General features: G+C 61.9%; 24 protein-coding genes. 5 read left to right on the top strand and 19 right to left on the bottom strand.

Going from position 1 to position 26,574, the window contains the following annotated elements:
- The first annotated feature begins 35 nt into the window (after positions 1–35).
- Positions 36–1,367, top strand: coding sequence for a glutamate/aspartate:proton symporter GltP (gltP, locus tag JV241A_RS27250; RefSeq protein ID WP_038997805.1), 1,332 nt, complete (start codon positions 36–38; stop codon positions 1,365–1,367).
- A 190-nt stretch (positions 1,368–1,557) separates the two neighbouring features.
- Positions 1,558–2,787 carry a spore maturation protein gene (locus JV241A_RS27255; protein ID WP_115084433.1) on the top strand — a complete coding sequence of 410 codons (1,230 nt, stop codon included), beginning with the start codon at positions 1,558–1,560 and terminating at the stop codon, positions 2,785–2,787.
- On the opposite strand, the gene JV241A_RS27260 is transcribed toward JV241A_RS27255, so the two are convergent.
- The 9 genes from JV241A_RS27260 to JV241A_RS27300 all read right to left on the bottom strand — a co-directional run bounded on the left by JV241A_RS27260 (position 2,769) and on the right by JV241A_RS27300 (position 12,843).
- Positions 2,769–3,392: an ABC-type transport auxiliary lipoprotein family protein gene (locus JV241A_RS27260; protein ID WP_115084432.1), complete on the bottom strand. Its 624-nt coding sequence runs from the start codon at positions 3,390–3,392 to the stop codon at positions 2,769–2,771. The genes JV241A_RS27255 and JV241A_RS27260 overlap by 19 nt on opposite strands.
- Positions 3,389–4,327: an MlaD family protein gene (locus tag JV241A_RS27265; RefSeq protein ID WP_115084431.1), complete on the bottom strand. Its 939-nt coding sequence runs from the start codon at positions 4,325–4,327 to the stop codon at positions 3,389–3,391. Before JV241A_RS27265 ends, JV241A_RS27260 begins: the two co-directional genes overlap by 4 nt.
- Before the next feature lies 1 nt (position 4,328).
- Positions 4,329–5,099, bottom strand: a complete 771-nt coding sequence (locus JV241A_RS27270; protein WP_166675764.1) for an ATP-binding cassette domain-containing protein — start codon at positions 5,097–5,099, stop codon at positions 4,329–4,331.
- A 29-nt stretch (positions 5,100–5,128) separates the two neighbouring features.
- Positions 5,129–6,274 carry an ABC transporter permease gene (locus JV241A_RS27275; RefSeq protein ID WP_115084429.1) on the bottom strand — a complete coding sequence of 382 codons (1,146 nt, stop codon included), beginning with the start codon at positions 6,272–6,274 and terminating at the stop codon, positions 5,129–5,131.
- 38 nt (positions 6,275–6,312) lie between these two features.
- A complete protein-coding gene (locus JV241A_RS27280) occupies positions 6,313–7,332 on the bottom strand; it encodes a DUF5924 family protein (RefSeq protein ID WP_134065328.1) in 1,020 nt (339 codons plus the stop codon).
- Between the two features lie 72 nt (positions 7,333–7,404).
- Entirely contained in the window at positions 7,405–8,781 is a 1,377-nt protein-coding gene (locus tag JV241A_RS27285; protein ID WP_134065330.1) for a pitrilysin family protein, read from the bottom strand.
- 37 nt (positions 8,782–8,818) lie between these two features.
- Positions 8,819–10,477: a Na/Pi cotransporter family protein gene (locus JV241A_RS27290; protein WP_134065332.1), complete on the bottom strand. Its 1,659-nt coding sequence runs from the start codon at positions 10,475–10,477 to the stop codon at positions 8,819–8,821.
- A 215-nt stretch (positions 10,478–10,692) separates the two neighbouring features.
- Positions 10,693–11,460, bottom strand: coding sequence for a TerC family protein (locus tag JV241A_RS27295; RefSeq protein WP_115084425.1), 768 nt, complete (start codon positions 11,458–11,460; stop codon positions 10,693–10,695).
- 75 nt (positions 11,461–11,535) lie between these two features.
- Positions 11,536–12,843, bottom strand: coding sequence for a CitMHS family transporter (locus JV241A_RS27300; RefSeq protein ID WP_115084424.1), 1,308 nt, complete (start codon positions 12,841–12,843; stop codon positions 11,536–11,538).
- Between the two features lie 304 nt (positions 12,844–13,147).
- On the opposite strand from JV241A_RS27300, the gene JV241A_RS27305 reads away from it, so the two are divergent.
- A complete protein-coding gene (locus JV241A_RS27305) occupies positions 13,148–13,549 on the top strand; it encodes a GFA family protein (protein WP_115084423.1) in 402 nt (133 codons plus the stop codon).
- Here JV241A_RS27305 and JV241A_RS27310 read toward each other — a convergent pair whose 3' ends face one another.
- The 10 genes from JV241A_RS27310 to JV241A_RS27355 form a co-directional block, all read right to left on the bottom strand.
- Positions 13,550–15,508, bottom strand: coding sequence for a DUF4105 domain-containing protein (locus tag JV241A_RS27310; protein ID WP_134065334.1), 1,959 nt, complete (start codon positions 15,506–15,508; stop codon positions 13,550–13,552).
- Positions 15,505–15,825, bottom strand: coding sequence for a DUF2388 domain-containing protein (locus JV241A_RS27315; RefSeq protein WP_010222593.1), 321 nt, complete (start codon positions 15,823–15,825; stop codon positions 15,505–15,507). Before JV241A_RS27315 ends, JV241A_RS27310 begins: the two co-directional genes overlap by 4 nt.
- A gap of 27 nt (positions 15,826–15,852) precedes the next feature.
- Complete coding sequence (locus JV241A_RS27320; RefSeq protein WP_115084421.1) at positions 15,853–16,146, bottom strand: DUF2388 domain-containing protein; 294 nt, start codon at positions 16,144–16,146, stop codon at positions 15,853–15,855.
- Between the two features lie 119 nt (positions 16,147–16,265).
- A complete protein-coding gene (locus tag JV241A_RS27325; protein ID WP_010222591.1) occupies positions 16,266–16,583 on the bottom strand; it encodes a DUF2388 domain-containing protein in 318 nt (105 codons plus the stop codon).
- A gap of 298 nt (positions 16,584–16,881) precedes the next feature.
- Positions 16,882–17,097 (bottom strand): DUF1127 domain-containing protein, encoded by a 216-nt coding sequence (locus JV241A_RS27330; protein WP_010222590.1) that lies wholly within the window; start codon positions 17,095–17,097, stop codon positions 16,882–16,884.
- A gap of 318 nt (positions 17,098–17,415) precedes the next feature.
- A complete protein-coding gene (locus JV241A_RS27335; RefSeq protein WP_134065336.1) occupies positions 17,416–18,909 on the bottom strand; it encodes an acetyl-CoA hydrolase/transferase family protein in 1,494 nt (497 codons plus the stop codon).
- A gap of 178 nt (positions 18,910–19,087) precedes the next feature.
- Positions 19,088–20,524 (bottom strand): NAD(P)(+) transhydrogenase (Re/Si-specific) subunit beta, encoded by a 1,437-nt coding sequence (locus JV241A_RS27340; RefSeq protein WP_115084419.1) that lies wholly within the window; start codon positions 20,522–20,524, stop codon positions 19,088–19,090.
- A gap of 2 nt (positions 20,525–20,526) precedes the next feature.
- The gene (locus JV241A_RS27345; protein WP_115084418.1) at positions 20,527–20,859 is read right to left on the bottom strand and encodes an NAD(P) transhydrogenase subunit alpha; all 333 of its coding nucleotides are present in this window, start codon (positions 20,857–20,859) and stop codon (positions 20,527–20,529) included.
- Positions 20,860–20,870: 11 nt separating this feature from the next.
- Positions 20,871–21,992 (bottom strand): Re/Si-specific NAD(P)(+) transhydrogenase subunit alpha, encoded by a 1,122-nt coding sequence (locus tag JV241A_RS27350; RefSeq protein ID WP_038997785.1) that lies wholly within the window; start codon positions 21,990–21,992, stop codon positions 20,871–20,873.
- Between the two features lie 406 nt (positions 21,993–22,398).
- Positions 22,399–23,325 carry a LysR family transcriptional regulator gene (locus JV241A_RS27355; protein ID WP_115084991.1) on the bottom strand — a complete coding sequence of 309 codons (927 nt, stop codon included), beginning with the start codon at positions 23,323–23,325 and terminating at the stop codon, positions 22,399–22,401.
- Between the two features lie 160 nt (positions 23,326–23,485).
- Between JV241A_RS27355 and JV241A_RS27360 the strand changes: the two genes are divergently transcribed.
- Positions 23,486–24,667, top strand: coding sequence for an acyl-CoA dehydrogenase (locus JV241A_RS27360; protein WP_010222582.1), 1,182 nt, complete (start codon positions 23,486–23,488; stop codon positions 24,665–24,667).
- Positions 24,668–24,680: 13 nt separating this feature from the next.
- The gene (locus JV241A_RS27365; RefSeq protein ID WP_134065338.1) at positions 24,681–25,901 is read left to right on the top strand and encodes a CaiB/BaiF CoA-transferase family protein; all 1,221 of its coding nucleotides are present in this window, start codon (positions 24,681–24,683) and stop codon (positions 25,899–25,901) included.
- Positions 25,902–26,574 lie beyond the last annotated feature (673 nt).

Consider the following 26,574-nt stretch of genomic DNA (forward strand, 5'->3'; position numbering starts at 1 on the left):
CTGGTGGCCGTTTCCACTTGAAGAAAGGTAACGACATGAAGAAGGCAAAGCTAAGCCTCGCCTGGCAGATCCTCATCGGTCTGGTACTGGGGATTGCAATCGGCGCTTTACTGAACCATTTCAGTGCAGAAAAGGCATGGTGGATCAGCAACGTCCTGCAGCCTGCAGGTGACATCTTCATTCGCCTGATCAAGATGATCGTCATCCCGATCGTGATTTCGTCGCTGATCGTGGGTATCGCCGGGGTTGGCGATGCGAAAAAACTCGGCAGTATCGGCCTCAAGACCATCATCTACTTCGAGGTGGTGACCACCATCGCCATCGTCGTCGGCCTGGTGCTGGCCAACCTGTTCCACCCGGGTGCCGGCATCGACATGAGCACCCTGGGTACCGTCGACATCTCCAAGTACCAGGCCACGGCGGCCGAGGTTCAGCATGAGCATGCGTTCATCGAGACCATCCTCAACCTGATCCCGTCGAACATCTTCGCAGCGCTGATGCGCGGTGAGATGCTGCCGATCATCTTCTTCTCGGTGCTGTTCGGCCTGGGCCTGTCGAGCCTGCAGGCAGACATCCGCGACCCGCTGGTGAAAACCTTCCAGGGCGTCTCCGAAGCCATGTTCAAGGTCACTCACATGATCATGAACTACGCACCAATCGGTGTGTTCGCGCTGATCGCGGTGACCGTCGCCAACTTCGGCTTCGCCTCGCTGCTGCCGCTGGCCAAGCTGGTGCTGCTGGTGTACTTCGCCATCGCCTTCTTCGCCTTCATGGTCCTTGGCCTGATCGCCCGCCTGTTCGGCTTCTCGGTGATCAAGCTGATGCGCATCTTCAAGGACGAACTGGTCCTGGCCTACTCCACCGCCAGCTCCGAGACCGTGCTGCCGCGCGTGATCGAGAAGATGGAAGCCTACGGTGCGCCGAAAGCCATCTGCAGCTTCGTGGTGCCGACCGGCTACTCGTTCAACCTTGACGGTTCGACCCTGTACCAGAGCATCGCGGCGATCTTCATCGCCCAGCTGTATGGCATCGACCTGTCGTTGAGCCAGCAGTTGCTGCTGGTGCTGACCCTGATGGTCACTTCCAAAGGCATCGCCGGTGTACCGGGCGTGTCCTTCGTGGTCCTGCTGGCCACCCTGGGCAGCGTTGGTATCCCGCTGGAAGGCCTGGCCTTCATCGCCGGTGTCGACCGCATCATGGACATGGCCCGTACTGCCCTGAACGTGATCGGCAACGCCCTGGCGGTACTGGTTATCGCTCGTTGGGAAGGCATGTACGACGATGCCAAGGGCCAGCGCTACTGGAACTCGCTGCCGCACTGGCGCAGCAAGGAAGCCGTACCGGCTGGCAAGCCTGCCAGCAAGTAAGCGCTAACCGGCTGCACGAAAAGCCCCGACCTGGTCGGGGCTTTTTTGTTGACCCTATCGCGGGTCAAGCCCGCCCCTGCAGTGTGGGAGCGGGCTTGACCCGCGATGGAGACGGTGCCTGAGTCGACGTTTATGGCGCGAAGCCAACCCGGCCCGCTATCATTTGCGCCATCTTTGGGGGGAACAACGGATGCTCAACGGCCTTTGGCTTGGTTTTTTCTTGGTCGCCGCCGTCTCGGCACTGACACAATGGTTGGTGGGCGGTAACGCCGGGATCTTCGCGGCAATGGTCGAAAGCATCTTTGCCATGGCCAAGCTCTCGGTCGAGGTCATGGTCCTGCTGTTCGGCACCCTGACCCTGTGGCTGGGCTTTTTGAAGATTGCCGAAAAGGCCGGCGTGGTCGAGTGGCTGGCCAAGGTCCTCGGCCCGTTGTTCGCCCGGCTGATGCCGGAAGTCCCGCCCGGCCATCCGGCCCTGGGCCTGATTACCCTCAACTTCGCCGCCAACGGCCTGGGCCTGGACAACGCCGCTACGCCCATCGGCCTCAAGGCCATGCGCGCACTGCAGGAACTCAACCCCAGCTCCACGACCGCCAGCAACGCGCAGATCCTCTTCCTGGTGCTCAATGCTTCCTCGCTGACCCTGCTGCCGGTGACCATCTTCATGTACCGCGCCCAGCAAGGGGCAATGGACCCGACCCTGGTGTTCCTGCCGATCCTGCTCGCCACCAGCGCCTCGACCCTGGTCGGCCTGTTGTCGGTGGCGGTGATGCAGCGACTTCGGCTATGGGACCCGGTAGTGCTGGCTTACCTGATCCCGGGCGCCCTGCTGCTGGGCGGGTTCATGGCCTTTCTCGGCACCCTGTCGGCCACGGCGCTGGCGAGCCTGTCATCGATTCTCGGCAACCTGACGTTGTTCGGCCTGATCATCCTGTTTTTGGTGATCGGTGCGCTGAAGCGGGTGAAGGTCTATGAAACCTTCGTGGAAGGCGCCAAGGAGGGCTTTGACGTCGCCAAGAGCCTGTTGCCCTATCTGGTTGCCATGCTCTGCGCCGTCGGCGTGCTGCGCGCCTCAGGGGCTCTGGAGCTGGCTCTGGATGGCATCCGTCATGCGGTCGAGTGGCTGGGCTGGGATACCCGCTTTGTCGAAGGCCTGCCCACAGCCCTGGTCAAACCGTTTTCCGGCAGTGCGGCACGGGCGATGCTGATCGAAACCATGCAGACTCACGGCGTGGATAGCTTCCCGGCCCTGGTGGCAGCCACCATCCAGGGCAGCACCGAAACCACCTTCTACGTGCTGGCAGTGTACTTCGGCGCCGTCGGCATCCAGCGCGCCCGCCATGCAGTAGGCTGTGCGTTGCTGGCGGAGCTGGCCGGAGTGGTCGCGGCGATCTTCGTCTGCTACTGGTTCTTCGCCTGAAGCTGACCGGCCTGGACTACCGTCCAGTCGACCAGTTGCTTCATCAACTGGTCGCTGGCCGTGCCAAAGCTGCTGACCACCGCTGAAACCTGCTTGTCGCTCACCGGCTGGCGCACCTCAAAGCGCCGGCTGGCGAGGATGCGCTGGCTGCGGCCCTGCACCAGGCGCGCGTCGTAGCGGATCACCACCGCCAGGCCATCGGCGCTGTACTCGCTCTGGAAGGCCTGCAGTTCACCGGCAATTTCATAATCGCTTTGCAGGTTGCTGTCGTCGGCGCTGAGGCGCTGCACCCGGCCGTCACGCTGGAAGGCATCGAGCATGCGATTGCGCAGCAACGTCGGCGCCGGGTCGCTCCAGCGTGCACCCTTGTAGCTGCTGATCAGGTCGCCTTGCGGCACCACGGCGATACGCGGGCTGTTCAGGACATCGCTGGCGATCGGCTTGTTCACCCGCAGCGACCACAACGTGCTGTGCGGCACAGTCCGGGTGCTTTGCGCCGAAGGCAGGCGGTAGATGTCGGCAGGTTCGGCCTGGGGCAGGATCGAGCAGGCGCTGCTCAGGCTCAGCGCAGTGGCCAGGACGAGGTAGCGGCAGGTATGGCTCATGGCTCGAACTCCTTGTTTTTGTCACGGCCCAGCAGGTAGCCGCTGGGGTTGGCTTCCAGGCGCTGGGAGATACCTTTGAGCGAGGTCAGGGTATCGCGCAGCTCGCGGATTGCCGGCGCCAGTTGATTGAAACCCTGGGCGCCGCCGTCGATGGCTTCGCGGTTGTCATTGAGCAGGCTGTTGATGGTCGCGGTGCTTTGCGCCAGCGACTGCATGGCTTGCTCTGCGCTGCCGAACATCTGCTTGCCTTGGTTGCTGAGCAGGCCGTTGGCGTTGCGCATCAGTTCGCTGGTCTGCTCGAGCATGGCCCCGGCCTGCTTGCCGACCTGGGCCAGTTGCTGGATGGCCTCGCGGATGTCGCCACGCTGGTCGTTGAAAGCTCCGGTGGTCTGTTCGAGGTTGTTCAGGGTGTTGCTCAGGCGGGCGACGTTGTCCTGGGAGAACAACGCGTTGGCGTTGTGCACCAGGGCGTTGATGTTGGTCATCAGGTCGCTGCCGTCATCCAGCAAGCGGGCAATCGGCGACGGTGAGGCGATGATCACGGGCAGTTTGCCATCCTTGCCCTTGAGCTCCGGGCTTTGTGGCGTACCACCGCTGAGCTGGATGAACGAGGTGCCGGTGATGCCGGTGAGGGTCAGTTTGGCCTGAGTGTCCTCCTTGATGGGGGTATCGGCGCTCAGGCGCACCTGGGCCAGTACCCGGCGCGGATCACTGGGGTCCAGGCGCAGGCTGGTCACGTCACCGACCTTGATGCCGCTGTACTGCACCGAGCTGCCCCGGGACAAACCGGAGACGGCTTCGTTGAACACCACTTCGTAGTCCTTGAAGGTGCTGTCGACGCTGGACTTGGTCAACCACAGGCCGAACAGCATGGCGCCGGCCACCACCAGTACGGTGACCAGGCCGATCAAAACATGATGTGCACGGGTTTCCATCTCAGAGCTCCTTGGGCGCTGTAGCGGCCTGGTACGCCGCGCGGCCACGCGGGCCATGAAAGTAGTCGTGAATCCAGGCGTCGTCGGTGTCTTCGACCTGGGCAATGGGCCCGGCAACCAGCACCTTTTTCTGTGACAGCACGGCGACGCGATCAGTGATGGTGTAGAGGGTGTCCAGGTCGTGGGTGATCAGGAACACGCTCAGGCCCAGGGCGTCGCGCAGGGTCAGGATGAGCTGGTCGAAGGCCGCCGCGCCAATCGGATCAAGGCCGGCGGTGGGTTCGTCGAGAAACAGGATGTCCGGGTCCAGGGCCAGCGCCCGGGCCAGCGCCGCGCGCTTGATCATCCCGCCTGACAGCGACGACGGATATTTGTCTGCCGCGGAAATCGGCAACCCGGCCAGGGCCAGCTTGACCCCGGCCAGGTGCTCGGCATCTGCGCGGCTCAGGCCCGCGTGCTCGATCAGCGGCAAGGCGACGTTTTCGGTGACGGTCAGTGACGAGAACAACGCGCCCTTCTGGAACAGCACGCCGAATCGCCGCTCGACCAGTGAACGCTGCTCGTCGCTGGCGCTGCTCAGGTCCTGGCCGAACACCCGCACCTGGCCTTCGTTGGGCCGGCGCAGGCCGACGATACTGCGCAGCAACACCGACTTGCCACTGCCCGAGCCGCCGACCACCGCGAGGATTTCGCCGCGGTACAGGTCCAGGTCGAGTTGCTCGTGCACGCTCTGGGTGCCGAAGCGGTTGCAGATGCCCCGGGCTTCGATCACCGTCCCGCGAGCGTTGCCGTTGGCCTCTTTCACCAGCCCATCTCCATGAAAAACAGTGCCGCCACGGCATCCAGAACGATCACCACGAAGATCGACTGCACCACGCTGGAGGTGGTGTGGGCGCCGACCGATTCGGCGCTGCCGCTGACCTTGAAGCCTTCCAGGCAGCCGATGGCAGCGATCAGGAAGGCGAAGAACGGTGCTTTCACCAGCCCGACCAGGAAGTGCTGCACACCGATATCGCTTTGCAGCAGCGACAGGAACATCGCCGGCGAGATACCCAGCGACAGCGCACAGACCACCGCCCCGCCGATAATGCCGCAGAGCATGGCGACAAAAGTCAGCAACGGTAGCGCGATCAGCAACGCCAGCACCCGCGGCACCACCAGCAACTCCACCGGATCGAGACCCAGGGTGCGGATGGCGTCGATCTCCTCATTAGCCTTCATCGAACCGATTTGCGCGGTGAAGGCGCTGGCAGTACGCCCAGCCATCAGGATTGCGGTCAGCAGCACGCCGAATTCACGCAGGAACGAGAACGCCACCAGGTCGACGGTAAAAATGCTGGCACCAAAGCTGGCCAGCACCGTGGCGCCGAGAAAGGCCACCACCGCACCGACCAGGAAGGTCAGCAAGGCGACGATGGGCGCGGCGTCCAGGCCGGTCTGTTCGATATGCGCAACCACCGAGGTAACCCGCCAGCGCTTGGGCTGGAACAGACGCAGGAACAGGGTTTGCAGGATCAGGCCGATGAAGCCGAGGATCTGCAGGGTGTCTTGCCACAGGATGTCGACCGCGCGGCCGATACGGCTGAGCAGTTGAATCAGCACCGAGCGTTCCGGCTGCTTTTGCGGGATGCAGAAGTCCTGCACCGAGCAATACACAGTCTTGAGCAGCGCCTGGCTGGCAGCGGGCAAGTGTGTGGCGGTTTCGGTCAGCCGCGCCAGGCGCTCGGCACCGAGCAGCTCGACCAGCAAAGCCGCACCGGCGGTGTCGAGCTTGCCAAGCTGGTCGAGATCGACCTCGGTAGAGGGGTCATACTGGCCGGCCAGGCTGTCGCTACTGCGCTTGAGGCTGGCGTAGTTGGCCAGGGTCCAGTCACCGGTGATCCGCAGCCGTGGCGGGCTGCTTGCAGTATCCAGGGTGGCGCTGGCGTGTGTAGTCATAGGCTCCATGCAGTCCGACCAACGGTTCGCAGCCTCAGAGCATAGCGTTACTCGGCCGCAAGCGCTTGACCATCGTCAACCACGCGAAAGCGCAGCACGCCGATGACCTGGCCGTCTTCGGTCAGCACCCGCACCTGCCAGCGCCCGACCGGGTTGCCGGGGAAGTTCTGCTTGTGGGTCCAGGCCCGGTAGCCTTCCTTGCGCCCGCCATGAATGTCCAGGGCGATACGGTCGACCTCTTTGCCCTCGAATTGCCAGACATGGTAGATCCGCTCGTTCAGCCCACGAGGGGCCTTGATCGCGGTAAAGGCGTAGAGACCACTGCGTATTTCACTGGCTTTGATCTGCTCCAGGCTTTTGCCAGGCGTGCGGTTCTCGACCTGGGTGCTGACCGCCACTTCGGTCATCCACAGGGTCGCTGGTGGCACCCAGGAGCGCAGCATCCAGCCGCCGGCACCGACGGCCAGGGTCATCACCACCAGCACAATCCCACGGCGCCAGTGGCTGATCGGGAAGCTGCTGGCCAGGCTCGGGAACGACAGCAGCATGGCGATGCCCAGGGCCAGCTTGAAGCTCTGCGAGGTGGTCAGGTGCAGGATGATTGGCAGCGCGGTCAGCAGCGCGGCAAACAAGGTCAGGGTATGCAGCGCCAGGTACAGCCAGCGCCGCGGGGCCAGCCACTTGTAGTACAGCGGGTCGATGATCGATATCAGTCCGGCTGCGGCGAGTATGCCGGTAAACACCAGCTGGCCACTGTTCCAGGTGGTGGTCACGAAGAAGAACGGCAGGACGAAGAACAGGCTTTCCTGGTGGATCATCTGCGTCGCGTAGCGCAGCAGCGGCTGGGGGATTTCGCGCTTGAAGACCTTGGTGAAGACCTTGGTGAAGGTGTTCTCCATCATCAGCCAGATCCAGCTGATGAGCATGACGATGGCGATCCAGCTGGCCAGGCTCTCCTGGCGATCGACCAGAATGAAGCTGCCGACACCGGAAATGAAACCACCGAGGGCGATGACTCCGGGATAGCGCTTGATCAGCTCGATCAGGCGCTGGAGGTAAAGAGGCATGAAGGTGTTCGCAAGGTCAGGTAAAAACCTTCACAGGATACTCTGTAGGAGCGGGCTTGCCCCGCGATGATTTCAGCGGGAACGCCGCCGCCCCCAGATCAACACCCCGGCCAACAACACCCCCACCGCCAGCGCCACCCACCCATACAGCTCGTCAAAACTGAGCAGCGGCTTCTCGATCCGCACATAGCCAGGCTCGGCCAGTAACTGTTGCAGGGCCCGGTTGGCATCTTCCAGGCTGATTCTGCGCAACGCCCGCACCGGATCGGCAAAGCGCCCGTCGGCGTAATCGTTCAGCGCCCCCCAGTAATAATCGGCCAGGACGCTGTTGCCCTGGGTGGTCCAGGCTTCGCGGTCGATGGCGGCCTGTTTGATGCGCTGGAACGTTGCCGGGTCCAGGCCATCCTTGCGCAGGCGCTCGAGCATGGCGGCCAGGGCCTGCTCGGCGGCATCGACATCGGCGCGGTCCAGATCGGCATTGAGCACCATCAGCCCGGTGTCACCGAAGCTCTCGCGCTGGCTGAACGGGCCGTAGGAAAACCCGTGCTTGAGCCGCAGTTCGTCGTACAACGCCCAGTCCAGGTAGCGCTGCAGCAGGTCCCAGGTCTGGCCGTGGTCGTTGTCCAGTACCGGTTCGAGGAATAGCCAGTGCAGGCGCGCACTGTCGCCCAGCCAGCCACGGGTCAACTCACGGCGGGCTTCGGCTTTGTGCGTGACACCGTCGAGCACCCGGCGCTCACCCGGCTCGACCGCTGGCAGCTCGCCATAGGTGCGCTCCAGATAGGCTGGCAGCAGGCGGTCGAGGCCGCCGACAACGATCAGGGTCATGTTGTTGGCCGCGTACCAGTGCTCGCGCAGGTCATTGACCTCTTCCAGGGTCATGTCCTCGATCGACGAACGTTCGGCGCACTTGAGCCCCAGCTCCACTGCCAGTTGGTCGCTGGCGCGATGGCCGATGTCCTGGCGGTCGAGCCAGCGCTGCAGGTGCGAGTAATGGCCACCGTCTTCACGTTCGACGATGCGCTTGGACAGCTCCAGGGCTTTTTCATCGATCCGGGTGTCGTTGATCACCGCCAGCAGCAGGTCGAGTACCTTGCGCTGGTTGCGCGCCGGCGCTTCGATGACGAAGGTGGTGTCGGCACTGCTGGTATAGGCATTCCACTCCCCGCCCAGTGCCTGCATGCGTTCTTCCAGGCCGCCCTCGCCGCTGTCGTCGATGCCGCTGAACAGCAGGTGTTCAAGCAAGTGCGGCAGCTCCTGGCGCTCGCAGGGGAAGTCATCGAAGCCAACACCCACCACCAGGCGAATCGACACATGGCTGCGTTCATAACCCGACTTGAGCACCACCTGCAGGCCATTGGGCAGCAGGTAGCCTTCGACCTGGGAGCGGTCGATGGCAAAGCCGGGCGCGCAGCCCAGCAACAGGCAAATGAACATCAGGCAACGCATGGCGAGCTTCCTTGCGGGAGTTCTTGAGGTGAAGCGGTCAGGGTGAGTGAGCGTCGTCCGGCACGCTGTCGAGCAGCAGGCCGCCGGTATCGGCGCCGCCCAATACCACATAGGCACTGCTGCAGAACAAGGAGTTCAATCGTTTCATGTCGGCGATCAGTTCCAGGTGCAATGAGCTGGTCTCGATACTTTGCACCACTTTACGTTGCAGTCGGCTGACATGGGCGTGGGCCAGGCGTCGTTCCTGGGCGCGGAAGCGGCGTTTTTCCCGCAGCAGCTGGCGGGCGCTTTCCGGATCGGCGCTGAGAAACACCGACAGGCCCAGGCGCAAATTGGCCAGCAACTGGCTGTGCAAACCGGTGAGCTCTTCCAGGCCGACGTCGGAAAACTCCCGGCGCTGAGAGGTCTTCTGCTGTTGAACCTTGCGCAGCATGCGCTCGATCAGGTCGCTGGCAAGCTTGAGGTTGATCGCCAGCTCAATGATCTCGGCCCAGCGCCGGCTGTCCTGCTCGCTGAGGTCTTCGCGGGGCATTTGCGCCAGGTACAGCTTGATGGCGTTGTACAGGGCCTCGACGTCTTCGCCCAGGGCGCGCATCTGCTGGGTCATGGCGGTCTGGGTGCCGCGCAGCACATTGAGCATGGCATCGAGCATGCTGTCGACCAGATCGCCCATGCGCAGGGTTTCGCGTACCGCGTTGGCCAGGGCCAGGCTTGGCGTAGTCAGCGCGGTAGCGTCCAGGTGCCGTGGGCGGGCACGGCCGTTGGCTTCTTCGCGCTCAGGCAGTAACCAGCTGCACAGGCGGCCCATGGGCGTCACCGTCGGCAACAGGATCAGGCAGCGCAAGGTGTTGTAGAGCAGGTGAAAGCCGATGACCAGTTCCTGGGGGCTGAAACTCAGGCTGTCCATCCACGCCACCAGCGGATTGAGCACGGGAATGATCAGCACCAGGCCGATCAGCTTGTACAGCAAACTGCCCAGCGCCACCTGACGGCCTGCGGCGTTCTGCATGCTGGTGCTGAGAAAGGCCAGCAGGCCACTGCCGATGTTGGCGCCGATCACCAGGCCGATGGCCACCGGCAGGCTGATCAACTCGGCACCGGCCAGGGTTGCGGTGAGCAGCACGGCGGCCAGGCTCGAGTAGGAGATCAGTGCAAACAGGGCGCCGACAAGGGCATCGAGGAGGATATCGCCGGTCAGCGAGGCGAACAGCACTTTCACCCCCTGGGCATGGGTGATCGGCGCCGCCGCTTCGACGATCAGCTGCAGGGCGAGGATGATCAGGCCCAGGCCGATAGCGACGCGGCCCATTTGTCCGGCGCGAGTCTGCTTGCGGGAAAGAAAGAAGATCACCCCGAGAAAGATCAGCAGCGGCGACAGCCACGACAAGTCAAATGTCAGCACCCGCGCCATCAGCGCGGTACCGACGTCGGCACCGAGCATGATCGCCAGCGCCGGGGTCAGCCCCATCAGGCTCTGGCCGACGAACGAGGTCACCAGCATCGCCGTGGCGTTGCTGCTTTGCACCATCGCCGTCACCAGAATACCGGCGACAAAGGCCAACGGCCGCTTGGACATGTTCTGGCTCAGCACCCGACGCAGGTTCGAGCCATACACCCGCAGGATGCCGGTACGCACGATGTGCGTGCCCCAGATCAGCAACGCCACGGCGGAAAGCAGATTGAGCAGGGTCAGCATTGAAAAGGCCCCCTGTTATGCGCCCCAGTGGGGCAAATGGATGATGCCGTGAGCCTGTCCTGCTACCAGGCGGTTTTTCCCAGTGCCCACTTAAGCTGTAGTCGGCCAATGGCCGTGGCGCCAGCATCGCATAGCCACGGCAGGCTTTGAAACAGCACTGTCATGAAGCTGGATGAAAAAAGGGCCCCGCAGGGCCCTTTTCAACAGCACCGGGATTACTGACCCGGGATGTCCTTGCGAAGTTTCACCGGATCGCTCTGTTGCTTTTTCTTGGCCATGGCCGTGCGCATCTTGATGTTGATCGCTTCGACTGCCAGCGAGAACGCCATGGCGAAGTAGACATAGCCTTTCGGTACGTGCACGTCGAAGGATTCGGCGATCAGCACGGTACCGACCACGATCAGGAACGACAGGGCGAGCATCTTCAGCGACGGGTGCTTGTCGATGAAGTTACTGATGGCGCCGGCACAGAGCATCATCACCAGCACGGCGACGATAATCGCCGCGATCATCACCGGTACGTGGGAAACCATGCCCACGGCAGTGATCACCGAGTCCAGGGAGAAGACGATGTCGATGATCGCGATCTGGATGATGGTGTAGAAGAACTTGCCGCCGGCGCCGCTTGGCTCGTCGCTGGTTTCGTCTTCACCTTCCAGGCCGTGGTAAATCTCCTGAGAGCTTTTCCACAAGAGGAACAGGCCGCCGAAGAACAGGATCAGGTCGCGCCCGGAAATGCCCTGGTCGAACACTACGAACAGATCGGCGGTCAGGCGCATTACCCAGGTGATCGACAGCAGCAGGAGGATCCGGGTGACCATGGCCAGTGCCAGGCCGAAGATCCGAGTGCGCTGCTGCATGTGCTTGGGCATGCGGCTGACCAGGATCGAGATCATGATGATGTTGTCGATACCGAGAACGATCTCAAGCGCCGTCAGAGTAAAAAAGGCAACCCAGATTTCTGGGCTGGTCAGCCATTCCATGTGTATTCCTTCGAACGATGTAAGCAGAACGCCCCAGGCAATGGGGCGCGGCTACGGTTAGGTGATTCTGTTGTCTTATAGGCTACTGAACAGGGGGAAAATTCCCATGAGCAGCGCGGCGAGCATTATGCACAGGCAGACCAGCACTGCCCACTTCAGGGTGAAGCGCTGATGATCGCCGAACTCAATGCCGGCCAGGGCCACCAACAGGTAGGTAGAGGGTACCAGCGGGCTGAGCAGATGCACGGGTTGGCCGACGATCGACGCGCGGGCCATCTCAACAGGCGAGATGCCGTAATGGCTGGCCGCTTCCGACAGCACCGGCAATACCCCGTAGTAGAAGGCGTCGTTGGACATGAAGAAGGTGAACGGCATGCTCACGATCGCCGTGATCACCGCCAGATAAGGGCCCAGCGCATCCGGGATGACCGCCAGCAGGCTTTTGGACATGGCGTCGACCATGCCGGTGCCGGAGAGGATACCGGTGAAGATACCGGCGGCGAAAATCAGGCCGGTCACCGCCAGGACGCTGCCGGCATGGGCGGCGATGCGGTCCTTCTGCTGTTGCAGGCACGGGTAGTTGACGATCATCGCGATACTGAAGGCGATCATGAACAGCACCGGCAGCGGCAACAGGCCCATGATCAGCGAGACCATCAGCAAGGCGGTCAGGACGCCGTTGAACCACAGCAGTTTGGGACGGCGGGCATCCGGGAACTGCGAGACGCTGATTTCACTGTGATCGATTTCATCGCCCGGCAGATGCAGTTCGCCCAGGCGAGCGCGCTCACGCTTGCCGTACATGTAGGCAATGGCCAGCAGGGCGACGACACCGGCGAGCATGGCCGGGATCATCGGTACGAAGATATCCGACGGGTCGACATGCAAGGCACTGGCGGCGCGAGCGGTCGGGCCACCCCAGGGGGTCATGTTCATGATGCCGCCGGCGAGGATGATCAGGCCGGCCATGATCCGCGGGCTCATGCCCAGGCGGCTGTACAGCGGCAGCATGGCCGCCACGCAGATCATGTAGGTGGTGGCGCCGTCGCCGTCCAGCGACACTACCAGGGCCAGCACTGCCGTGCCGACCGAGACTTTCAGCGGGTCGCCTTTGACCAGCTTGAGGATCTTGCGTACGGCCGGGTCAAACAGGCCGGAGTCGATCATCAGGGCGAAATACAGGATAGCGAACATCAGCATGACCCCGGTCGGCGCCAGTTTGCTGATGCCTTCGAGCATCATTGGGCCGATCTTGGCGGAAAAACCGCCGAACAGGGCGAAAAGAATCGGTACCAGAATCAGCGCGATCAAGGCCGACAGGCGCTTGGTCATGATCAGGTACATGAAGGTGATGACCATGGCGAAGCCGAGGAAGGTCAGCATGGGAGTACTCCAGGCGTAGCGCGTCGAAGGAAGAACGATTCGGGCGGATCAGCGCGCGGGGCGCGGCGCGTGGAATAGCGGAGGGATGGCTGCAGGGAGGCGGTCGTAGGAAAGCATCAGTATCACCATTGTTGTTGTTAATTGGGCCGGGCGCTGTATGAAAGACACAGGGCCCTGGCTGACCGGTCTGGTGCCGGTAGTGGAGGCAATCCTAAGGCGGGAAGCTTTCAGCCAGCTTTCGCTGGCCCAAAGCCGACGAGAGGTGCATTGTTGGCTGTAAGCCAATAGGTAACAGGAGGGAGCGATGCGCGATTCGTACGAAGGCGGCTGCCATTGCGGCGCCCTGCGCTACCGGATTCAAGGCCCGTTGACGGATGTTGCCCACTGCCATTGCTCGGTTTGCCGGCGGGTCAGTGGTGGCTTGTTGATCACCTGGTTGACGGTGAACTGTGATGATTTCCAGTGGTTGAGTGGTACGCCGCAACGCTATGACTCATCGGCCAGTTGCGTGCGATATTTTTGCAGTCGTTGCGGTGCCCATGTGGCCTTGACCACTGATCTGAGCCCGCAGAGCATCGACGTCACCGTGACGACGCTCGACCAGCCGGAGCTGGCGCCGCCCAACCGGCACATCTGGATCGACAGCCGCCTGTCCTGGCTGCACCTGGATGAACAGTTGCCTGAAGAGCATGGCGAAACCCTGTGATCAGGGCAGTTGCAGACCGCCGCCGGCCTTGTGCAGTGCGCGCAAATGTTCGCCCACCTGCTTGATGTTGGCCTCGACCGCTTTGATTTCAGCCGCGCGTGTCGGGCCGAGCAAGGCGCGCACCTCCTTGTCGAGTTCGGCGCTGAGGGTTTGCAGCTGTTTTTGCCGCTGGCTGGTTTCACTCAGCAGCTTTTCCCGCTCACTGGCCTGGGGCAAACCGTAGCCACTGCTGCCCAGCAGTTCCGCCGGGCGGCTGAGAAAACCGCTGTTGGCGAGAATCTGCTGCAGGGTGTTGTTAGCCTTGCCGACGCTGGCGTCATTGAGCTCCCGCCCGGTCAAGTAGCGCTGCTTGACCTCGTCCTGGGCCAGCAACAGCTGGCGGCGCAGGCTGGCTTGCTCCAATAGCAGCAACGCCGCGCTGGTGCGCAGGTCGGCTTGGGCAAACCACTGCTGGCGTTGTTCGGCAGATTGTTCCAGCCAGGCTTCGACGCTGTCCTGCTTGATCGGCAGCTGCTGCTTCAGTACCAGGAACATCGCCTGGTAGCGGTCGCGGTAGGAGTCGAAGCGGTAACCCAGGCGTAGCGCCTCGCGCGGGTCGTCGAGCACGCTGACGTCAGCCAGGCCGCGGCCTTCGAGTACTTCGAGCAAGCCATTGGGAACGATGCTGTCCAGATTGTTCAGGCGTGGGTTGGCGGTGCCGCTACGCAATAGCTTGAGGGTTTCGACCGCGCAGTTGTTGGACAGGAAGTAATAGTTGCCGTCGTAGCTCCAGTGCATCTCGGCGGCCTGCCGTACCAGGCTTTCCAGTTCGTTACGGTTGAGCCTGAGCGGGATAGAGGCGAGGCTGCGCAGTTCAGTCTTGGTGTATTCGTCGATGACCTGGGCCAGTGGCAACACGAACAGCCGCGACGGGTAGGCACCGGTCAAACCGTCCCAGCTCGACAGCTGCACATCATTGACGAACGCCCGGTACGACAGCACCAGGTGCTGGTCCAGGTCCAGGCGGCAGTCCGGCCCGCGCGGGCGCCCTGGGGCGCAGATCACCAGGCGCAGCATGCTGTGGCCCCAGCGGCTGACCCAGTTCTGGTTGGCTTCGGCCAGCAGGTAATCCACGGCATAGACCCGCTCGGGGTCGATCTCGCCCAGCGGCGATTTGGCAAAGTCATTGCCGGCGTTGAGGAACGGCAATGCGCTCGGGCATGGCGGATGCTCGGGCGCCCAGTCGAAATGCTCCTTCAGGTAAGCCTGCAAGGCCGGGCGGCGGCAGGCAAAGCTTGGGTCGAGCAGGAAGTACTCCATGTTGACCGCAATGAATTCCTTGGGGCTGCTCAGCTCATAGCTGTCGGGGCTGCGTGCCACCTGGCGGTTGTGCTGTTCGCGCTCGCCACGACGGCCGACATATTGCGGCCAGCCAGCCAGGTCGAGCAGGCGCGGGTCGTCACTGAGGGTAAAACGGCGTTCGGTCTGGCCACGGCACTGTTCGGGCAGGCCGACTTTGCCCTGGCTGTTCTGCTGTCGGGTGCACTGGGTGATTAGCCGACGTTGCGCACCCTGCCACAGGCGGGCGCGGTCATAGATGTGGGTCAGCTCATGCAGGACGGTGGCCAACAACTCCTGGCGTACGGTGCCGTGGGGGCGGCCGGTCTTCTGCGTGGCGGCGCTGCCATCGGCAAGGCCCGGCAGCAGGCGGCTATTGAGCTCCAGGGTGGAGACCAGCGATGCCTGGCCGTAGGCGTCGGCCGGCATGCGGCTGCTCCAGCTGACCTGGATGCGTCGGTCAAGGCGGGTCTTGAAGCTCGGCGGCAGTGCCTGCAGGGCTTCGTCCAGCAATGCCTGGCTGGCCCGCTGTTGCTGCGGGTTCAAGTCATCGGCCTGCAGCACCAGCTGCAGGTCGGCCAGTGCCGGGCTGCCGAACAGTATCAGCAGGCAACCCAGCAGCCAGGCACGCACCGGCTTCACAGAGCGAGAATGGCTTCAGCCAGGACCTGGTCACTGGCCTGGCGTGCTTCAGGAACACGCTGGCGCAGGGTATCGAAGGCGGCTTCGAGTTGTGCGCCACGGATCTCGCCACGGCTGGCGACATAGCTGGCGGCATCGTCGCGGGCTTCGCGCACGACTTTGGAATCGCGAATCGAAGTAGTGGTGTCGGAGGTGAAGTCGATCGAGCGGCCGAAGGCGCGAACGATGATGTTGCTGGTGGCCACCAGGGTTTGTGCCTGGGCCACATCGGCCAGCAGCAGAAGGCCAAGGGTGGCGGCAATCAGCGGGTTACGCATGGAGCATCTCCGGGAAAACAGAAGTAATCATTGGACGAGAATTGCCTGCGCCAGTTCAAGGTCGCTGGCATGAAGTTCCGGGTTGGCCTGGCGCAGCCGGTCCAGTGCAGCCTCAAGGCGAGCGCCCCGCCATTGACCGTCGCTGCCCACAAAGGCAGCGGCATCGTCATGGGCGGCCAGCAGCAGTTTGCGATCGAAGGGCGCCGACGTCACTTTGCTGGTGACGTAACCACTGACGACAAGGTTGTTGGTGGTCAGGTCCAGCGCCTGGGCGGCACCGCTCCAGCAGAATACGAGCAACAGCAATGACAGATAACGCATGGGTCTCGAACGGCAGCTGAATCAGGCGGCAAAGGCTATCCCAATGCGCTGGTGAGGACCAGCGCAGAGGGCCCGGCTTAGTTGCACGTTGTTACATGCATGGGCCGGAAGCGAGTGCTTCAGAGCGCCAGGATGGCCTGTGCCAGTTGAGCGTCGCTGGCCTGCAGGGTTGGGGTCTGCTGGCGAATGTGGGCGAAAGCGCTCTCCAGTTTCGCGCCGCGGATGTCACCGTGGCTGGCAACGAAGCTGGCGGCGTCGTCACGGGCGGCCTGGACGATCTTGTCGTCACGGAACGAGGACGACACATCGGAGGTGGCATCAGTGGAGGCGGCGACGCCACGAACGACGGTATCGGTGGTGACGACAAAGCTGGTGGCGTTGGCAGTGGAAGCCAGGGCCAGCAGCAGCGCGGCGCCAAACAAGCGTGAATGGAACATGGTCGATCTCCTGGATAGGCTTTTTGGTGGTTCTTATGTCAGACGCACGCTCAGCTTGTTGCGCTACTTATTACCAAGCTGGGTACGCTAAGGGTATCACGCGATAGGAACCTGAGGCTTGGACCACCTCGTCGCAAGATTTATCAACTGTACCGGTCATATTGATTAAATGTATAACTGTACCTGTCGTGGTGTCAGCCGCTCTATCTCGGGCCTTTAAACGACAAAACCCGTCAGCAGTCACCTGCGACGGGTTTTGGGGAATTCGAGGTGCCGGCCTTGGCCGGCGAGCCCTGCATTAACGCCAGAAAGGCTTGCTCAGCTCTTCGTAGCGTTGTGCTTCGCTGATACCGGCATCAGCCAGCAGACGCGAGTCCAGGCGAGCCAGTTGGTGGCGGCTGGCAATACGGCGTTGCCACAGCATCAGGTTGGCCAGCAGGCGCAGTGGCAGCGAGGCCTTGGATTGTTCGGCGGTGTTTTCGAAAACCAGATCGGAACTGAGGGTACGTTCCATGATGTCATCCTTCCGCTTGTGGCGGCATTAGGTAGTGATTTAACTGATGCCAATGATCCTCCTCTGCCGTCCATAACAGTAGATACAGTTCACCTGCATTGTGATGGGCCAGTTAACTGTTTTAAGCGACTGTTGCACTCGGAATAGGCGCAACTGTACTGGTCGGCACTGAAATGGTGCATTTCTGCTCGGAGAAGGGACAAGAGGGCGGAAAATGGTGGTGAAACCACCGGTACAGTAGAACAGTTTTTGCCAAAATAAATAAATCAGTTGTCCGGCCGGTTGGCATTGCGCACAACCGGCCGGTTACTGTGCAGGTCAGCTGGCGAGCATGCGCCCGGTTTCTTCCAGGTTTTCGTGCCAGGCCAGGGCTTCGCGCAGGATGTGCGGCGTGTGGCCGCCGCGTTCGCAAGCACGGGTGAAGTAGTCGTTCAGCGCGTCGCGGTAATCCGGGTGCACACAGTTGTCGATGATCACCCGGGCACGTTCGCGTGGTGCCAGGCCACGCAGGTCAGCCAGGCCCTGCTCGGTGACGAGGATGTCGACGTCGTGCTCGGTGTGGTCGACGTGGCTGACCATCGGCACCACGCTGGAAATCGCCCCGCCCTTGGCAATCGACTTGGTGACGAAGATCGCCAGGTGCGCGTTGCGGGCGAAGTCGCCCGAGCCACCGATGCCGTTCATCATCCGCGTGCCGCAGACGTGCGTGGAGTTGACGTTGCCGTACAGGTCGAACTCAAGGGCAGTGTTGATGCCGATGATGCCCAGGCGGCGGACCACTTCAGGGTGGTTTGAAATTTCCTGCGGGCGCAGGACCAGTTTGTCCTTGTAGCGCTCCAGGTTACCGAAGACGTCGGCGTTGCGGCGGGTCGACAGGGTGATCGAGCTGCCCGAAGCGAAGCTCAGCTTGCCGGCGTCGATCAGGTCGAAGGTCGAGTCCTGCAGTACTTCGGAGTACATGGTCAGGTCTTCGAACGGCGAGTCGATCAGGCCGCACATCACCGCGTTGGCAATGCTGCCGATACCGGCCTGCAGCGGACCGAGCTTGTTGGTCATGCGCCCGGCGTCGACTTCCTGCTTGAGGAAGTTGATCAGGTGGTTGGCGATGCCCTGGGTTTCGTCGTCTGGCGGCAGCACGGTGGACGGCGAGTCCGGCTGCTCGGTGATGACGATACCGACAATCTTGGCCGGGTCGATCGGGATCGCGGTGCTGCCGATGCGGTCATCGACTTTTACCAGCGGGATCGGCGTACGGGTCGGGCGGTAGGTCGGGATATAGATGTCGTGCAGGCCTTCCAGGTTGGCGTTGTGCGCCAGGTTGATCTCGACGATCACCTGTTTGGCGAAAATCGCGAAGCTGGCCGAGTTGCCCACCGAAGTGGTCGGCACAATGTGGCCTTGCTCGGTGATGGCGACCGCTTCGATGACCGCGATGTCCGGCAGCTTGAGCTGCTGGTTGCGCAGCTGCTCGACGGTTTCCGACAGGTGTTGGTCGATGAACATGACCTTGCCGTCGTTGATGGCCTTGCGCAGGGTGCTGTCGACCTGGAACGGCATGCGACGGGCCAGTACACCGGCCTCGGTCAGCTGTTTGTCGAGGTCGTTGCCCAGGCTTGCGCCGGTCATCAGGCTGATTTTCAGGGGCGACTGCTTGGCGCGCTCGGCCAGTGCATGGGGCACGGCCTTGGCTTCACCGGCACGGGTAAAACCGCTCATGCCGACGGTCATGCCGTCCTCGATCAGGCCAGCGGCATCAGCCGCACTCATTACCTTGCTGTGCAGGGAGGACAAGCGGATACGATCACGGTACATGGATTGTTATCTCGGGCTACTAAAGCTAGATGCGCAGTCTAGTGTTTTCGCCTGGCTTCGTCCCGCGACCAAGGTCGAATGCGAAGCCCTGAAATAGAGCCTTCTGTCGGCGGGCCGGGCATGAAAAAGCCCCAGCCGGTACCGCGCTGGGGCTATTTGTCACAGCAGGTTGAACGGCTTATTCGACCGCTTTGACCATGTCTTCGATGACCTTCTTGGCGTCGCCGAAGACCATCATGGTCTTGTCCAGATAGAACAGTTCGTTATCCAGGCCGGCGTAGCCGCTGGCCATCGAGCGCTTGTTGACGATGATGGTCTTGGCCTTGAAGGCCTCGAGGATCGGCATGCCGGCAATCGGCGACTTCGGATCGTTCTTCGCTGCCGGGTTGACCACGTCGTTGGCGCCAAGTACCAGCACCACGTCGGCCTGGCCGAACTCGGAGTTGATGTCGTCCATCTCGAACACCTGGTCGTATGGCACTTCGGCTTCGGCCAGCAGTACGTTCATGTGCCCGGGCATGCGCCCCGCCACCGGGTGGATCGCGTACTTCACGGTCACGCCGTTGTGGGTCAGCTTCTCGGTCAGCTCTTTCAGTGCGTGCTGGGCACGGGCCACCGCCAGGCCGTAGCCGGGGACGATGATCACGGTGTCGGCGTTGCTGAGCAGGAAGGTCGCATCGTCGGCCGAACCGGATTTCACCGGGCGGGCTTCCTTGGCGCCCGCCGGGCCGGCCGCTTCTGCCGCGCCGCCGAAACCGCCGAGGATCACGTTGAAGAACGAGCGGTTCATCGCCTTGCACATGATGTACGAGAGGATCGCACCGGACGAACCGACCAGGGAGCCGGCAATGATCAGCATCGAGTTGTTCAGCGAGAAGCCGATACCTGCTGCCGCCCAGCCCGAGTAGCTGTTGAGCATCGACACCACCACCGGCATGTCGGCGCCGCCAATCGGGATGATGATCAGCACGCCCATGATGAACGCCAGGATCAGCATCAGGGCAAAGGCGCTGTAGCTGCCGGTGAACGTGAACACCAGGCCCAGGCCGATGGTGGCAAGGCCGAGTACCAGGTTCAGTTTGTGCTGTCCGCTGAACTGTACCGGTGCGCCCTGGAACAGACGGAACTTGTACTTGCCCGAGAGCTTGCCGAATGCAATGACGGAACCTGAGAAGGTGATCGCACCAATGGCGGCACCGAGGAACAGTTCCAGGCGGTTACCGCTAGGGATCGGGTCGCTGATACTGGCGACGATGCCCAGCGATTGCGGCTCGACCACTGCGGCAATGGCGATGAACACCGCGGCCAGACCGATCATGCTGTGCATGAAGGCGACCAGCTCGGGCATCTTGGTCATTTCAACGCGCTTGGCCATGATCGAGCCGGCAGTACCGCCGACCAGCAGGCCGACAATGACGTAGCCGATACCATCGGTGGCCAGTTCAGCTCCGAGCTTATAGATGAGGCCGATGGTGGTGATCACCGCCAGGGCCATGCCGAGCATGCCGAACAGGTTGCCGCGCCGCGACGTGGTCGGGTGCGACAGACCCTTGAGCGCCTGGATGAAGCATACCGAGGCGACAAGGTAGAGAAGTGTTACCAGGTTCATGCTCATGTTTACTTCTGCCCCTCTTGCTTCGCTGCGCCCTTGCTTGGGGCTTTCTTCTTGAACATCTCCAGCATGCGCCGGGTGACGAGGAAACCGCCGAATACGTTGACCGCCGCCAGGGCCACCGCGAGGGTGCCCATGGTCTTGCCCAGCGGTGTGACGGTCAGCGCGGCGGCCAGCATGGCGCCGACGATGACGATGGCGGAGATGGCGTTGGTGACCGCCATCAACGGGGTGTGCAGTGCAGGGGTGACGTTCCAGACCACGTGGTAACCGACATAGATCGCCAGCACGAAGATGATCAGGTTATAGACGCCGTGAGAGATCAGCATGTCTTCCATTGTCTGGCTCCTTATCCGTTCTTGCGGATGACCTGGCCGTCGCGGCACATCAGGCACGCGGCGACGATGTCGTCTTCGAGGTTGATCGTCAGCGCGCCGTCCTTGTCGAACAGCAGCTTCATGAAGTCGAGCAGGTTGCGTGCGTACAGGGCCGAGGCATCGGCGCCGACCTGGGCTGGCAGGTTGGTCGGGCCGACGATGGTCACGCCCTGCTCCACCACCACCTGGTCGGCGACGGTCAGCGGGCAGTTGCCACCCTGGGCTGCGGCGAGGTCGATGACCACCGAGCCGGGTTTCATCTGCGCCACGGTTTCGGCGCTGAGCAAGGTGGGTGCCTTGCGGCCGGGGATCAGTGCGGTGGTAATGACGATATCGGCCTGCTTGGCGCGCTCGTGCACCGCCAGGGCCTGGCGCTGCATCCAGCTGGCCGGCATGGGCCGGGCGTAACCGCCGACACCTTCGGCGCACTCGCGCTCTTCATCGGTCTCGTAAGGGACGTCGATGAACTTGGCACCCAGCGACTCGATCTGCTCCTTCACTGCCGGACGCACGTCCGAGGCTTCGATCACCGCACCCAGGCGCTTGGCCGTGGCGATGGCCTGCAGCCCGGCGACACCGGCGCCGAGGATCAGCACGCGCGCGGCCTTAACGGTACCGGCAGCGGTCATCAACATCGGCATGAAGCGCGGATAGTGGTGAGCCGCGAGCAACACCGCCTTGTAACCGGCAATGTTTGCCTGCGACGACAACACATCGAGGCTCTGGGCTCGCGAGGTGCGCGGCGCAGCTTCGAGGGCAAAGGCGGTAATGCCGCACTCGGCCATCTTGGCGATGGTTTCGTTATTGAACGGATTGAGCATGCCCACCAGGACAGTGCCGCTCTTGATCTGGGCCAGTTCGCTATCGTCAGGGGCTACAACCTTCAGAACCAGCTGAGCTCCAAACGCATCGGCAGCGCTGCCAATAGTGGCGCCTGCTGCTTCATAGGCACTGTCCGGAACGCTGGCGTTGATGCCGGCGCCGCTCTGGACGGTGACCTGATGCCCCTGGCCAATCAGTTTCTTGATGGTTTCCGGGGTTGCAGCAACCCGTGTTTCGCCCGTCTGCGTTTCGAGAGGAACACCAATGTGCACGTCATTTCTCCTGCGTGATCTTTTGTTGGTAAACCAGTGCACTGCGGATGGTGCGCTGGGGCGGCCGATCAGCACGATCCCGCCGAATTCAAGCGGGGCGCGGCATTTTGCAGGTGATTCCTGAATCGCTTCAACCAGTTTTGAAGGGTGACGGCAATCAAACTACAAGTCACCCTGTGACCGAATGTCGCAATAACAGGCCTGGAGCCCGCCAAGCGCGGGCTTCAGGGAGATTACGGTAAAATTTGAAAATTTTCCGCCGAATTTGCTGAATGCCTGGCTAAAAGCGCGATTTATGCTGTGAAGGCCGCATAAACAGCAGGGTTAAGGGCTTTTGTGAGGGCCTCTGAAACAGTTGGCCTAAATGCGACATTTCCTTATATCTGTAGGGTTTCAGTTTTGCTGACTACGGGGTCAAGTTATAGCTGTCGTCCTTATGCGCTGCGGCGTAGCGGCTCGCCTCTCCCACCAGCCAGTCGCGGAAAGCGCGCAGCGAAGCCGATTCCACCTTGCGCTCGGGGATCATCAGGTAATACGCCTTGATGCTCGACAGCGCGTGCGGGCTGGCCACCACCAGGCGCCCTTCTGCCAGTTCGCGCTGGATCAGGAAGGGCGGAATCAGCGCCACGCCCATCTCGTGCATGGCGGCCTGTGCCAACATCGAGAATAGCTCATAGCGCGGGCCGGTCATGTCGCGGGCGACATTCATCTCCAGGCTGTTGAACCACTGACGCCAGGCATAGGGCCGGGTGGTCTGTTGCAGCAGCGGCAACTGGGCGATCTGCTCGCCCGTGAGCTGCTTGTTATTGCCAAGCAACGCCGGGCTGCACACCGGCACGGGGTTCTCGCCCATCAGCCGATGGGACTCGGTGCCCGACCAGTCGGCATCACCGAAGTAGATCGCCGCGTCGAAGCTGGTATCGGCGAACAGGAATGGCCGGGTGCGGTTGGTCAGGTTGACCGTGACCTCGGGGTGGCGCTGCTGAAAGTCCTTGAGCCGTGGCAGCAGCCATTGGGTGCCGAATGTCGGTACCACCGCCAGTTCGATGACGTTGGCGCCCTGCTGGCCCATTACCGACAGGGTGTCGCGCTCCACTGCGTCCAGCTGGGTGGCGACCCGGCGGCTATAGGAAAGCCCGGCTTCGGTGAGCTTCACCCCGCGGCGGGAGCGGCGAAACAATTCGACATTGAGAAACTCCTCGAGCCCGGCGATTTGCCGACATACGGCGCCCTGGGTCAGGGATAGCTCCTGGGAAGCCTTGGTAAAGCTCTCGTGGCGGGCTGCAGCCTCGAAGCAGACCAGGGCCGCCGTACTGGGGATCTTGCGCCGCATGTACATCAACCTCACTAATATGGCGTAAAGATGGCCTTTAGGGCCATTACGAAGTGAGAAATTATCACAAGAGCATGCGCAATCCTCGTTTGTCTCGTCGCCTGAACGGGCCTAGGATCAAGGCACAACAACTCTGGTCCCATTTCTCGAGGATTCGCTCATGGCCGGTAAAGCAAGCTTCAACTGGATCGACCCGCTGTTGCTCGACCAACAGCTCACTGAAGAAGAGCGCATGGTGCGTGACAGCGCTTATCAGTTCGCCCAGGACAAGCTGGCTCCGCGCGTGCTGGAAGCGTTCCGTCACGAGCAGACCGACCCGGCGATCTTCCGCGAGATGGGCGAAGTCGGCCTGTTGGGCGCGACCATTCCCGAGCAGTACGGCGGCAGCGGCCTGAACTACGTGTGCTACGGCCTGATTGCCCGGGAAGTGGAGCGTATCGACTCCGGCTACCGTTCAATGATGAGCGTGCAGTCGTCGCTGGTCATGGTGCCGATCAACGAATTCGGTACCGAGGCACAAAAGCAGAAGTACCTGCCCAAGCTTGCCAGCGGCGAGTGGATCGGCTGTTTCGGCCTGACCGAACCCGACCACGGCTCCGATCCGGGCTCGATGATCACCCGCGCCAAGAAGGTCGACGGGGGCTATCGCCTGAGCGGCAGCAAGATGTGGATTACCAACAGCCCGATCGCCGACGTGTTCGTGGTCTGGGCCAAGGATGATGCCGGCGACATTCGTGGTTTCGTCCTGGAGAAAGGCTGGCAGGGCCTGAGCGCCCCGGCGATTCACGGCAAGGTCGGCCTGCGCGCCTCGATCACCGGCGAAATCGTCATGGACAACGTGTTTGTCCCCGAAGAGAACATCTTCCCGGATGTGCGCGGCCTCAAAGGTCCGTTCACCTGCCTGAACTCTGCGCGTTATGGCATTTCCTGGGGTGCCCTGGGCGCCGCCGAGGCCTGCTGGCACACCGCGCGCCAATACACCCTGGACCGTAAGCAGTTCGGTCGCCCGCTGGCAGCCAACCAGCTGATCCAGAAGAAGCTGGCCGACATGCAGACAGAAATCACCCTGGCCCTGCAAGGCTGCCTGCGCCTGGGCCGGATGAAGGACGAAGGTACCGCTGCGGTCGAAATCACTTCGATCATGAAGCGCAACTCCTGCGGCAAGGCCCTGGACATCGCCCGTATGGCTCGCGACATGCTGGGTGGCAACGGTATCTCGGACGAGTTCGGCGTTGCCCGTCACCTGGTCAACCTTGAGGTGGTCAACACCTATGAAGGTACCCATGACGTGCACGCGCTGATCCTTGGTCGCGCACAGACCGGCATCCAGTCCTTCTATTAATAAGGAGCCAGCCATGGGCGCGCTATCTCATCTGCGGGTGCTGGATCTGTCGCGAGTGCTGGCCGGGCCCTGGTCCGGGCAGATACTCGCCGACCTCGGCGCCGAAGTGATCAAGGTCGAGCGCCCGGGCAGCGGCGATGATACGCGCGCCTGGGGGCCGCCCTTCCTTAAGGACGCCTACGGCGAGAACACCAGCGAGGCTGCCTACTACCTGGCGGCCAACCGCAACAAGCGTTCGCTGACCATCGACTTCACCCAGCCCGAGGGCCAGCGCCTGGTGCGCGAGCTGGCAGCGAAGTCGGATGTGCTGATCGAGAACTTCAAGGTTGGTGGCTTGGCTGCCTATGGGCTGGACTATGAAAGCCTGAAGGCGATCAACCCGCGCCTGGTCTATTGCTCGGTCACCGGCTTTGGTCAGACCGGGCCCTACGCCAAGCGCGCCGGCTATGACTTCATGATCCAGGGCCTGGGCGGGCTGATGAGCCTGACCGGCCGGCCGGAAGGTGAAGAAGGTGCGGGGCCGGTGAAAGTCGGTGTCGCGCTGACCGACATCCTCACCGGGCTGTACTCGGCCGTGGCGATCCTGGCCGCCCTCGCCCATCGTGACCGCGATGGCGGCGGCCAGCACATCGATATGGCGCTGCTCGACGTGCAGGTTGCCTGCCTGGCCAACCAGGCCATGAACTACCTCACCACCGGCACGCCACCGCGGCGTCTGGGCAATGCTCATCCCAACATCGTGCCTTACCAGGATTTCCCTACTGCCGACGGCGACTTCATCCTCACCGTGGGCAACGACGGGCAGTTCCGCAAGTTCGCCGAAGTGGCTGGCCAGCCGCAATGGGCAGACGATCCGCGCTTTACTACTAATAAGCAGCGGGTTGCCAACCGTGCCGAGCTGATCCCGCTGATCCGCCAGGCCACGGTGTTCAAGACCACCGCTGAATGGGTCGCGCAGTTGGAGCGGGCGGGTGTGCCGTGCGGGCCGATCAACGACCTGGCGCAGATGTTTGCCGATCCGCAGGTCAAGGCGCGGGGCCTGGCTATCGAGATGCCTCACCCGCTGGCCGGGCAGGTGCCGCAGGTGGCCAGCCCGATTCGCCTGTCCGAGACGCCGGTGGAGTATCGCCATGCACCGCCGTTGCTGGGGGAGCATACTGAGCAGATCCTGGGCGAAGTGCTTGGCTTGGCGGCATCGGAGATCGAGCGTCTGCGGGTGGCCAAGGTGGTCTAAAGCTTCAAGCTATAAGCTGCAAGCTACAAGTTGAGCGCGGTGCCTCTGCTTTTACTTGCAGCTTGAAGCTTGTGGCTTATAGCTAAAACGCCGCCGCTGAAACAAAGTTGAAATAAGTCCTTGACGCCCCTGTGGATCTGTCTATAATTCGCCCCACTTCCGGCGCAGTCGGAACTGAAAACTCCTTGAGTTTCAAAGAGTTAGTGGTTCCAGGGTTATCCGGAAGGGCTTCGATCGAAAGATCGACAGCGGTGAAAAAGGCTGTTGACAGCGGTTTGAAACGCTGTAGAATTCGCCTCCCGCTGACGAGAGATCGCAGCGAGTCAAGTGGTTGAAGTTGAAAGGCTTTTTAATCGAAAGCATCTGAAAAACTTCAAAATAAACGCTTGACAGGCTCTGAGGAAAGCGTAGAATGCGCGCCTCGGTTGAGGCGAAAAGCTCTTAACCAACCGCTCTTTAACAACTGAATCAAGCAATTCGTGTGGGTGCTTGTGAGCTCAGACTGATAGTCAAAAAGATTATCAGCATCACAAGTGGCTACACGAAAAATCGAAAGATTTGAAAGTAAGTCATTTGAGATTGCTGAGCCAAGTTTAGGGTTTTCTCAAAACCCAAGCAGTATTGAACTGAAGAGTTTGATCATGGCTCAGATTGAACGCTGGCGGCAGGCCTA

It is taken from the genome of Pseudomonas sp. JV241A, from assembly GCF_900275665.1.
In the GTDB taxonomy this organism is placed as follows: domain Bacteria; phylum Pseudomonadota; class Gammaproteobacteria; order Pseudomonadales; family Pseudomonadaceae; genus Aquipseudomonas; species Aquipseudomonas wadenswilerensis.

What these genes read in the sequence shown, in the direction of transcription:
- JV241A_RS27355 (WP_115084991.1), bottom strand. Translation starts at nt 23,325, where the DNA reads ATGCGGCGCAAGATCCCCAGTACGGCGGCCCTGGTCTGCTTCGAGGCT.
- JV241A_RS27265 (WP_115084431.1), bottom strand. Translation starts at nt 4,327, where the DNA reads ATGGAAACCCGTGCACATCATGTTTTGATCGGCCTGGTCACCGTACTG.
- JV241A_RS27305 (WP_115084423.1), top strand. Translation starts at nt 13,148, where the DNA reads ATGCGCGATTCGTACGAAGGCGGCTGCCATTGCGGCGCCCTGCGCTAC.
- JV241A_RS27280 (WP_134065328.1), bottom strand. Translation starts at nt 7,332, where the DNA reads ATGCCTCTTTACCTCCAGCGCCTGATCGAGCTGATCAAGCGCTATCCC.
- JV241A_RS27315 (WP_010222593.1), bottom strand. Translation starts at nt 15,825, where the DNA reads ATGCGTAACCCGCTGATTGCCGCCACCCTTGGCCTTCTGCTGCTGGCC.
- JV241A_RS27335 (WP_134065336.1), bottom strand. Translation starts at nt 18,909, where the DNA reads ATGTACCGTGATCGTATCCGCTTGTCCTCCCTGCACAGCAAGGTAATG.
- JV241A_RS27340 (WP_115084419.1), bottom strand. Translation starts at nt 20,524, where the DNA reads ATGAGCATGAACCTGGTAACACTTCTCTACCTTGTCGCCTCGGTATGC.
- JV241A_RS27275 (WP_115084429.1), bottom strand. Translation starts at nt 6,274, where the DNA reads ATGGAGCCTATGACTACACACGCCAGCGCCACCCTGGATACTGCAAGC.
- JV241A_RS27365 (WP_134065338.1), top strand. Translation starts at nt 24,681, where the DNA reads ATGGGCGCGCTATCTCATCTGCGGGTGCTGGATCTGTCGCGAGTGCTG.
- JV241A_RS27290 (WP_134065332.1), bottom strand. Translation starts at nt 10,477, where the DNA reads ATGCTGACCCTGCTCAATCTGCTTTCCGCCGTGGCGTTGCTGATCTGG.
- JV241A_RS27255 (WP_115084433.1), top strand. Translation starts at nt 1,558, where the DNA reads ATGCTCAACGGCCTTTGGCTTGGTTTTTTCTTGGTCGCCGCCGTCTCG.
- JV241A_RS27320 (WP_115084421.1), bottom strand. Translation starts at nt 16,146, where the DNA reads ATGCGTTATCTGTCATTGCTGTTGCTCGTATTCTGCTGGAGCGGTGCC.
- JV241A_RS27325 (WP_010222591.1), bottom strand. Translation starts at nt 16,583, where the DNA reads ATGTTCCATTCACGCTTGTTTGGCGCCGCGCTGCTGCTGGCCCTGGCT.
- JV241A_RS27260 (WP_115084432.1), bottom strand. Translation starts at nt 3,392, where the DNA reads ATGAGCCATACCTGCCGCTACCTCGTCCTGGCCACTGCGCTGAGCCTG.
- JV241A_RS27345 (WP_115084418.1), bottom strand. Translation starts at nt 20,859, where the DNA reads ATGGAAGACATGCTGATCTCTCACGGCGTCTATAACCTGATCATCTTC.
- JV241A_RS27300 (WP_115084424.1), bottom strand. Translation starts at nt 12,843, where the DNA reads ATGCTGACCTTCCTCGGCTTCGCCATGGTCATCACCTTCATGTACCTG.
- JV241A_RS27295 (WP_115084425.1), bottom strand. Translation starts at nt 11,460, where the DNA reads ATGGAATGGCTGACCAGCCCAGAAATCTGGGTTGCCTTTTTTACTCTG.
- JV241A_RS27330 (WP_010222590.1), bottom strand. Translation starts at nt 17,097, where the DNA reads ATGGAACGTACCCTCAGTTCCGATCTGGTTTTCGAAAACACCGCCGAA.
- JV241A_RS27360 (WP_010222582.1), top strand. Translation starts at nt 23,486, where the DNA reads ATGGCCGGTAAAGCAAGCTTCAACTGGATCGACCCGCTGTTGCTCGAC.
- gltP (WP_038997805.1), top strand. Translation starts at nt 36, where the DNA reads ATGAAGAAGGCAAAGCTAAGCCTCGCCTGGCAGATCCTCATCGGTCTG.
- JV241A_RS27285 (WP_134065330.1), bottom strand. Translation starts at nt 8,781, where the DNA reads ATGCGTTGCCTGATGTTCATTTGCCTGTTGCTGGGCTGCGCGCCCGGC.